We start from the raw sequence: 8,250 nt of genomic DNA, 5'->3' as shown, positions 1-8,250 counted from the left end.
GTGTTTGTGCTGATTTTGATGTTGAACTGGTTGAAATGGATGGGGAACGGGATCACGTTCATTTACTGATTAATTACCCGCCAAAACTGGCGATATCTAATCTGGTTAACAGCCTTAAAGGGGTATCGAGTCGATTACTTCGACGTGATCGTCCAGATATTGCCCAACGTGATTACTACAAGGGGGTTTTTTGGTCGCCAAGTTATTTCGCGGGGAGTTGTGGTGGCGCACCAATATCCCTTATCCGCCAGTACATTGAGCAACAGGAAACACCTAGTTAGTTAAAAAACCACGCCTTATATCCCCGACCTGAAGGACGGGGTTTTACGGTGCTTTGGATAAACAATACCCTCGATAAATATCAAGGGTATTGATGTCAGCCCAATAGGTTATTTCTTCACTTTAATTAGTGATAAAGCATTTCATGAACAATATCTTCCCCTTTCATTGAATAAGGGTAATAGGTTGGCCAATTAGTTAGCTCTTTAAGTAATTCATCTTGTGAACTATTTCCCATATATAGATGAAAATGCTGTGCTTTTTCTGGTGCAATAATATGATCGCTAAACTGAATAAACCGTGGAGCTTGGCTGTTGGCATCGTCACATCTAAACAGATAGCGAACACCTTTTTTACCCGATTGATAATGTAGAATACGATAACCATCATAGTGATATTCACAGCTATCGACTTTATCACCACGATGAAACTCTACGATATTATTCTCAATACCAATCATATCAACATCGGTTTTATAGCCTTGTGTATAGTAAGCTCGATATTGTTCTACTGTTTTATCTTGCTTCGTCTCCGCTTTCTTTTGCAAAACGATATCTAATTCGCCACTACGCAGATAGGGTTCAACAGATTGCCATACGCCATCCCAATCGCTTAATGAGCGATTGAGAACGTCCTTGTCCTCAAAAATCCCATTCGCAGCATCTATTTGTGCTTGTGTGCGTACTTTTTCATGATGATGTCCATGTGCCAAAACAGACATAGCACTACCTAAAAAACCCATAATCAAAAGACAAGAAAGGATTGGTTTTTGCATAGGTTACCCCTGAACGGCTTTAAAACGTGGATTTGATTTGCAAATTACATACAGACGTCCACGACGGCGTACCACTTTACAATCAGGGTGGCGCAGCTTCGCACTCTTTAATGAACTTAATACTTGCATTTTTTCTTCCCTAATTAACAAATCGGCCAAAACGCTTATTAAAGCGTGCCACATTACCTTCTTGAGAATGTGTTTTTTGTTTACCGGTATAAAATGGATGAGACTGAGAAGAGACATCTAAAGTGACATAAGGATAGCGTTGCCCCTCATACTCAATAGTTTTATCAGTTTGAATGGTTGATCCCACTTTAAAATAAGCATCTACGCTAGTGTCATGGAAAATGACAGTACGATATTGTGGATGAATATTTTCTTTCATACTCGCCTTCTTTATGTAATGTTATAATATAACAATATTGAGTTGCAATAATGTAGCGCCTTTTTATTTTAATGGCTAGTTTTTTTGATCATTTTTTTTATATACCTATTAGTGATAGTGGCATCTCTACATGTTGCAAGGGGGGAGGCAACATAGAACATTTGATTAAGCAGAGTAAGTCTATTAAACAAATAAATGCTAAACATTCGCCACATAATGCCGTTGAATAGATAACACTCAGTATTCTTCTGTCTCGCTTAATCGCACAACTATAGACGATTAAGCATCGGGTGCTTTTGGTAACACCTTCAAGGACGTAATCAAATTAAAGAGATAATTCTGAAAAGAATTCAGGGAGCAGGTAAGGATCATGGTTCGTGCTAGTATGGCAACAAGAAATAAAAAAGAGGTTACAATTAGTGATAGTGATTCACAGTTCAATCATGAGGTGAATATGGGCAAATTCCCAGGCTTACATCGTCGAGCAATCGTTGTTATTGCCATTATTTTGTTAGTCGTTTTTTTCTGGCCAACAAGTGAAAATACCACCCCACCTCAACCCTCATCTTCGACACAAGATCTTCCTGTGCCTGTAGCACCTTCTGTCTCAAATGAAACACAAAATGTCCCTAATACACTACCACCAGCACAAGATAGTCTAAATGCTGAGCAAGAGACAGAAGACTTACCAGAAGAAGGTGAAGCCAATAATACCAATGACAATACGCCAGTAAACACAACGCCTCAAACACCGTCAACCGCGACTGAAAATTGGCAAACTTATACCATTAAAGAGGGGCAAACCCTTGCACAACTATTTAGAGATAATCAGTTGCTTGTCAATGATGCGTTTACTATGGCGAAATCAGAAGGCCCACAAAAGCCGTTAAGCCAGTTACGCGCCGGACAAACCATTCGTTTACAACGAGGTTCACAAGGTGAAGTGAGTATGCTTGAAGTGACTGACAATACCGGTACTGTTATTACCTTCACTCGGCTAAGTGATGGTAGTTATTATCGTACGCCATAGTGTCAACAAGCGGTGTGGAGAAATAGAGCAAATAACCTATATAAAAAACGCCAGCTAAGCTGGCGTTTTTCTATCAACATAACTGTTTAATCTAATGATTATTCAGCAACGATGATTACATTCAGTTCAGCGAATACGTCACTGTGAACTTGGAAGTGAACTTCGTGGTCACCAGTTGTACGCAGAACGCCGTTTGGCAGGCGAACTTCGCTCTTACAAATTTCAACGCCAGCTGCAGTTACTGCATCAGCGATGTCACGTGTACCGATTGAACCAAACAGTTTACCTTCGTCACCCGCTTTAGAGCTGATAGTGACAGAACCCAGCGCAGTGATTTTCGCTGCACGAGCTTCAGCTGCTGCTAAAGTTTCAGCTAATTTAGCTTCTAACTCAGCACGACGCGCTTCGAAAAACTCGATGTTTTTCTTAGTCGCAGAAACAGCTTTACCCTGTGGGATTAAATAGTTACGAGCATAGCCCGATTTTACGTTAACCTGATCACCCAGGCTACCCAGATTCGCTACTTTATCAAGCAGAATAATTTGCATTACCTTATCCTCTACAAGTCATTAATGGACTATATAATACCTATTACTGATGACGATCAGTATAAGGTAATAAAGACAGGTAGCGCGCGCGCTTGATAGCACGAGCCAGCTGACGCTGGTATTTTGCACGAGTACCGGTGATACGGCTTGGTACAATTTTACCACTTTCAGTGATATAGTTTTTCAGCGTAGCGATGTCTTTATAATCAATCTCTTGTACGCCTTCCGCTGTGAAACGGCAGAACTTACGACGACGGAAATAACGTGCCATATGGCTAGTCTCCAGAATCTATCAATTCAATCTGTTCGGCATGCAATACCAGTTTAAACAATCCATTTCTCGCCTGATGGCTACTAATGAATCCTGAAACGGTAACTTTGCTACCGACCGTTATACTGTGAGTATCAGTTTGTAACGCTTTCCCACTGGCAATAATGGGCATTCTGCACCATGATTGTCTTTTTAATCCCGCTTCTTCTTGTGTTGAACGATGTTCAATCACAAATTGGCAATGCGGGATCCCAGCAGGGCTAACTTTTCGTATCAATGCTTTGCACACAGTGCCTGTTAGCACTAATCGATTAGCCGTCACAACACTAATTACTCTTCAGAATCCTCTGCTACATCATCAACTTCTTCTTCATCAAGATCTTCAGCAACATCGCGACGACGTTCGTCTTTTGCTTTAACCATTGGTGAAGCTTCAGTCACTGCGTGTTTAGTACGCATGATCATGTTGCGGAGCACGGCATCATTGAAGCGGAAAGTAGTTTCCAGTTCATCAATCACTTCTTGCGGAGCTTCAACGTTCATCAGAACGTAGTGTGCTTTGTGCAGTTTGTTGATTGGATAAGCCAGTTGACGACGACCCCAGTCTTCGAGACGGTGGATCTGACCATTAGCATTAGTGATAGCGGTTTTATAACGTTCGATCATACCAGGAACTTGTTCGCTCTGGTCTGGGTGAACCATAAAAACGATTTCGTAATGACGCATTTGATATTGCTCCTTACGGATTTATCAGCCTCCTGTCAGGGTCAGTCACCACCCATGGAGGCAAGGAACTTGTTTAAGTGTGACTGAAAAAATTGACGCGTAACTATACCCCCCCACACAATAAAACTCAAGGGAGGAAGAGAATAAAATACGCGCAGTGTTATTTTACAGAAATACGCTGACGCATTGCTTCAAATAAACAAACTCCGGTTGCCACGGAGACATTTAATGAAGAGACTGAGCCTGCCATAGGAATACTGATTAACTCATCACAATGTTCGCGGGTTAAACGGCGCATTCCTTCACCTTCAGCCCCCATAACCAAAGCTAAAGGCCCTGTGAGTTTGCTTTGATATAATGTATGATCCGCTTCCCCCGCGGTGCCAACAATCCAGATGTTCTCTTCTTGTAGTAAGCGTAAAGTACGTGCCAGATTGGTTACACGGATCAAAGGTACGCTTTCTGCAGCACCACAAGCGACTTTTTTCGCCGTAGCATTTAATTGAGCTGAGCGATCTTTTGGTACAATGACTGCGTGAACACCAGCCGCATCAGCACTACGTAAGCATGCCCCTAAGTTGTGTGGATCAGTCACACCATCTAACACTAATAGAAAAGGTGTACCTACTTCAGCTAATAAGTCCGGTAAATCTTGTTCTTGGTACTGACGACTAGGTTTTACCTTAGCAATTATCCCTTGGTGAACCGCACCTTCAGTTTGATTATCTAACCATTGGCGATTAGCAACTTGAACTAAAATCCCTTGTTCTTCCAGCGCATGGATCACCGGCATTAAACGACGATCTTCGCGTCCTTTTAACACATAAACTTCTTTAAAACGTGTCGGATCACGCTCAAGCAGTGCTTTTACTGCGTGAATACCATAAATAATATCTTCGCTCATAGCGGTTGTTACTCGTTAAAAAATAAAAGGCACAATAACAGATAAAAGGCGGAAAATCCGCCTTTTTAATAGGAGTCAAACAGTGAATGACTTCGTTGTATAACTACGCTTTAGTGCGTTTCGCCGCACGTTTGGCTTTTAATTTCGCCTCTATCTTTTTGGTTTGTGCAGAGGCTTTTTTGCGTTTAGTACTCGCCTTGTCCTTCGCAATTTTCTCTTTAATGACTTTATCTTTACTCTGTTTTTCTTTACTTGATTTACCTTTTCTAAAGGCACTATCAGGTTCAAAGTTTTTGTCTTTGCTGGCATCACGACGACGAGACTTACTACTGCTCGCATTTTTCTTGTCTTTTCCCCCTTTTAACGCACGAACACGTGCTGTTTTCCCGGGGTTACGTGCTTTACGTGTTGTTGAAATCAATGAGAAGTCAATAGTACGTTCATCCATACTGACCGCTTCAACTTTCACTTCAACTTCATCACCCAGACGATATACCTGACCGGATGACTCACCAATTAAACGTTGTCCAACATTATCAAATTGATAGTAATCATTATTTAATGTGGATACATGAACAAGACCATCAATAAATAGATCGTTTAAGCGCACAAAGAAACCGAAACCAGTGACACTGGTAATAATACCGGTAAATTGCTGACCTATTTGATCAAGCATGAAATCACATTTCAGCCAATCAGCCACATCACGGGTTGCTTCATCCGCCCGACGTTCAGTTAAAGAGCAGTGTTCCCCTAACTGAAGCATGGTATCCATATCACTATGATAGCCCCCCGTTGGGGTCCAGCGTTGTGAGCCATGGCCTTGCTGTTTCGCTATCTGGTATTTAATAGCACGATGTAATGCTAAGTCAGGATAACGACGGATGGGTGAAGTAAAGTGAGCATAAGATTTTAATGCTAAACCAAAGTGACCTCGATTTTCAGGATCGTAAATCGCCTGTTTCATGGAGCGCAATACCATGGTTTGTAGCATTTCGTGATCTGGACGCTCTTCGACTTCTTTCATGACTCGCGCATAATCGCCTGGCTCCGGTATTAATCCTCCCGGTAACGTTAAACCCAGTTCATTAAATACCGAACGTAAATTCATTACGCTCTCTTCTTTGGGTTTATCATGCACACGATATAACGCAGGCTCTTCATTTTTCTCAACAAAACGCGCCGCCGCAATATTGGCTAAAATCATGCACTCTTCAATTAATTTATGTGCATCATTACGTACAACCGGTTCGATACGATCGATACGACGTTCTGCATTGAAAATAAATTTCGCTTCTTCCGATTCAAAACCAATGGCACCACGCTGTTCACGCGCCTTATCGAGGGCTTGGTATAGCTCATAAAGGTGCTCAATATCTTTTACGATCGGTTGGTAGTGCTCACGTAACTCTTCATCACCTTGAATGATTTTCCATACTTTGGTGTAAGTCATTCGCGCATGAGAGCTCATTACGGCTTCATAGAATTTATAAGATGAAAGGCGCCCCTGCTCAGAAACGGTCATTTCACAAACCATACATAAACGGTCGACTTGTGGATTTAATGAACATAATCCATTCGACAGTACTTCTGGCAGCATAGGGACAACTTGAGAAGGAAAATAGACCGAATTGCCTCGGCTACGCGCTTCTGTGTCTAATGCAGTTTGAGGGCGTACATAATAGCTCACATCTGCAATTGCCACCCATAAACGCCAGCCCCCGCCTTTTTTACGCTGGCAATAAACGGCATCATCAAAGTCTCGCGCATCTTCACCATCAATGGTAATTAAAGGGAGATCACGCAAATCAACGCGACCTTGTTTCGCTGACTCTGGCACATCCTCTTTTAAATCAGCGATTTCTTTTTCTACTTTAGGTGGCCAAGTATGAGGAATTTCATGGGTGCGTAGTGCAATTTCTACCGCAATTCCCGTCCCCATAGTTTCACCTAAAATTTCAACAATGCGTCCTACCGCTTGAGTACGCCGTGTTGGTCTTGTGGTAACTTCAACCACCACCACATTCCCCATACGTGCGCCCATGATATCTTCTTTAGGGATAAGAATATCAAAACTTAAACGGCTATCGTCAGGTACCACAAATCCCATACCTGACTCAATAAAATAGCGCCCAACAATTTGGCTGTTTCTGGGTTCAAGAACACGAACGACGCGACCTTCTCGACGCCCTTTTCTATCCATGCCTAGGGGTTGCGCTAAAATCACATCACCATGCATGGTTTTTTTCATTTCATCTTGTGAAAGATAGAGATCATCCTTTTGGCCTTCCGCACGTAAAAAACCATAGCCGTCACGGTGACCGATAACTTTACCTTTCCAAAGATCGAGGCGTTCAGGTAAGGCATAACACTGACGTCGAGTAAAAACTAACTGACCATCTCGTTCCATAGCCCGTAAACGACGACGTAATGCTTCCAGATTTTCTTCACCTGAAATTTTCAATGCCTGCGCGATATCTTCACGGCTCATCGGGGCCGGGCGTTTCTTCATTTCTTCTAAAATAAATTCACGACTAGCAATTGGAGAGGCGTATTTTTCGGCTTCTCTATCCTGAAAAGGATCTTTGGACATTATGACCTCCAAGCTATCAGAATGATGAAATTGTCGACTCAAACATCTTCTAATAACAATTTATATAAGGGGCTGTTGTTTTCTACCAATTCAGCCAGTGTATGACGGTCTAGCTCTTTCAAAAACTGTTCTATCGCTTGATTTAATACAAGTTTTAATCGACAAGCTGGGGTGATATGACAAAACTCAGCACTACAGTTAACCAGTGAAAGCGGCTCTAAAGCACGAACGACCTCGCCGACAATAATATCAGCGGCAGGTTTACCTAAGCGTATACCACCATTTTTTCCACGTATCGCTTCGACAAATCCCATATGACTTAGCTGATTAATAATCTTAACCATATGATTACGTGACACACCATAGACCTGCGTCACTTCGGTGATGCTCGTCATTTTGCCTTCTGGCAATGAAGCCATATATATCAACGCCCGCAATCCATAATCTGTAAAACTGGTTAATTGCACAATGACCTCTGAAAAGTAAAACTCCCAGTTAAAGAAGTTAAAGGATAAATAATGAGTAATGAGAATATCATTTTATTAAGCAATATTATGTTTAATTTTTGGACATTTAGCAAAGATATACTCAAAAGTCCGCGCTTTTAGGCTTACTCACCACAACCATTAAAATAATAGCGATATCACAGGCAAAGAAAAAGCGATCCTGTCGCTTTTCAACAGATCGCTTCTCTTAGTTGACAACAAAATAACGTTATCTTATTTCACTTCTGACC

At 41.7% G+C, this 8,250-nt stretch carries 11 protein-coding genes and 1 pseudogene; 2 read left to right on the top strand and 10 right to left on the bottom strand.

All coding sequences use genetic code 11. The features are described from left to right. Window positions 1–374, top strand: a pseudogene (tnpA, locus tag AACU98_RS08750) (IS200/IS605 family transposase); the annotation flags it as partial. 32 nt (window positions 375–406) lie between these two features. Here tnpA and zinT read toward each other — a convergent pair. Genes zinT through AACU98_RS08735 form a run of 3 tightly spaced genes read right to left on the bottom strand, consistent with a single transcriptional unit; the run spans window position 407 to window position 1,442 of the window. Further along, a complete protein-coding gene (gene zinT, locus AACU98_RS08745) occupies window positions 407–1,054 on the bottom strand; it encodes a metal-binding protein ZinT (protein ID WP_004246276.1) in 648 nt (215 codons plus the stop codon). 3 nt (window positions 1,055–1,057) lie between these two features. Then, window positions 1,058–1,183, bottom strand: a complete 126-nt coding sequence (gene ykgO / locus AACU98_RS08740; protein WP_004246277.1) for a type B 50S ribosomal protein L36 — start codon at window positions 1,181–1,183, stop codon at window positions 1,058–1,060. Between the two features lie 10 nt (window positions 1,184–1,193). Then, window positions 1,194–1,442: a type B 50S ribosomal protein L31 gene (locus AACU98_RS08735; protein WP_004246279.1), complete on the bottom strand. Its 249-nt coding sequence runs from the start codon at window positions 1,440–1,442 to the stop codon at window positions 1,194–1,196. A gap of 370 nt (window positions 1,443–1,812) precedes the next feature. Here AACU98_RS08735 and AACU98_RS08730 point away from each other — a divergent pair, with 370 nt between their 5' ends. Then, window positions 1,813–2,472, top strand: coding sequence for an OapA family protein (locus AACU98_RS08730; protein WP_004249623.1), 660 nt, complete (start codon window positions 1,813–1,815; stop codon window positions 2,470–2,472). Between the two features lie 98 nt (window positions 2,473–2,570). Here the strand turns inward: AACU98_RS08730 and rplI are convergent, their stop codons facing one another. The 7 genes from rplI to nsrR form a co-directional block, all read right to left on the bottom strand. Then, window positions 2,571–3,020 carry a 50S ribosomal protein L9 gene (gene rplI, locus AACU98_RS08725; RefSeq protein ID WP_004246281.1) on the bottom strand — a complete coding sequence of 150 codons (450 nt, stop codon included), beginning with the start codon at window positions 3,018–3,020 and terminating at the stop codon, window positions 2,571–2,573. A gap of 43 nt (window positions 3,021–3,063) precedes the next feature. Further along, on the bottom strand, window positions 3,064–3,291 hold the full coding sequence (gene rpsR, locus AACU98_RS08720) for a 30S ribosomal protein S18 (protein WP_000135199.1): 228 nt from the start codon (window positions 3,289–3,291) through the stop codon (window positions 3,064–3,066). Window positions 3,292–3,295: 4 nt separating this feature from the next. After that, window positions 3,296–3,613, bottom strand: coding sequence for a primosomal replication protein N (gene priB, locus AACU98_RS08715; protein WP_004246282.1), 318 nt, complete (start codon window positions 3,611–3,613; stop codon window positions 3,296–3,298). Window positions 3,614–3,621: 8 nt separating this feature from the next. Next, complete coding sequence (rpsF, locus tag AACU98_RS08710; RefSeq protein ID WP_004246283.1) at window positions 3,622–4,017, bottom strand: 30S ribosomal protein S6; 396 nt, start codon at window positions 4,015–4,017, stop codon at window positions 3,622–3,624. Window positions 4,018–4,177: 160 nt separating this feature from the next. Next, a complete protein-coding gene (gene rlmB / locus AACU98_RS08705; RefSeq protein WP_170827695.1) occupies window positions 4,178–4,909 on the bottom strand; it encodes a 23S rRNA (guanosine(2251)-2'-O)-methyltransferase RlmB in 732 nt (243 codons plus the stop codon). Between the two features lie 115 nt (window positions 4,910–5,024). After that, window positions 5,025–7,514 carry a ribonuclease R gene (gene rnr / locus AACU98_RS08700; protein WP_161735835.1) on the bottom strand — a complete coding sequence of 830 codons (2,490 nt, stop codon included), beginning with the start codon at window positions 7,512–7,514 and terminating at the stop codon, window positions 5,025–5,027. A 38-nt stretch (window positions 7,515–7,552) separates the two neighbouring features. Continuing rightward, window positions 7,553–7,981 (bottom strand): nitric oxide-sensing transcriptional repressor NsrR, encoded by a 429-nt coding sequence (gene nsrR / locus AACU98_RS08695; protein WP_004249627.1) that lies wholly within the window; start codon window positions 7,979–7,981, stop codon window positions 7,553–7,555. Window positions 7,982–8,250 lie beyond the last annotated feature (269 nt).

It is taken from the genome of Proteus sp. G4380, from assembly GCF_963885725.1.
GTDB classification, from domain to species: Bacteria; Pseudomonadota; Gammaproteobacteria; order Enterobacterales; family Enterobacteriaceae; genus Proteus; species Proteus mirabilis.
The sequence above is the reverse complement of the archived record's forward strand: the minus strand, read 5'-3'. Positions and strand labels throughout refer to the sequence as shown.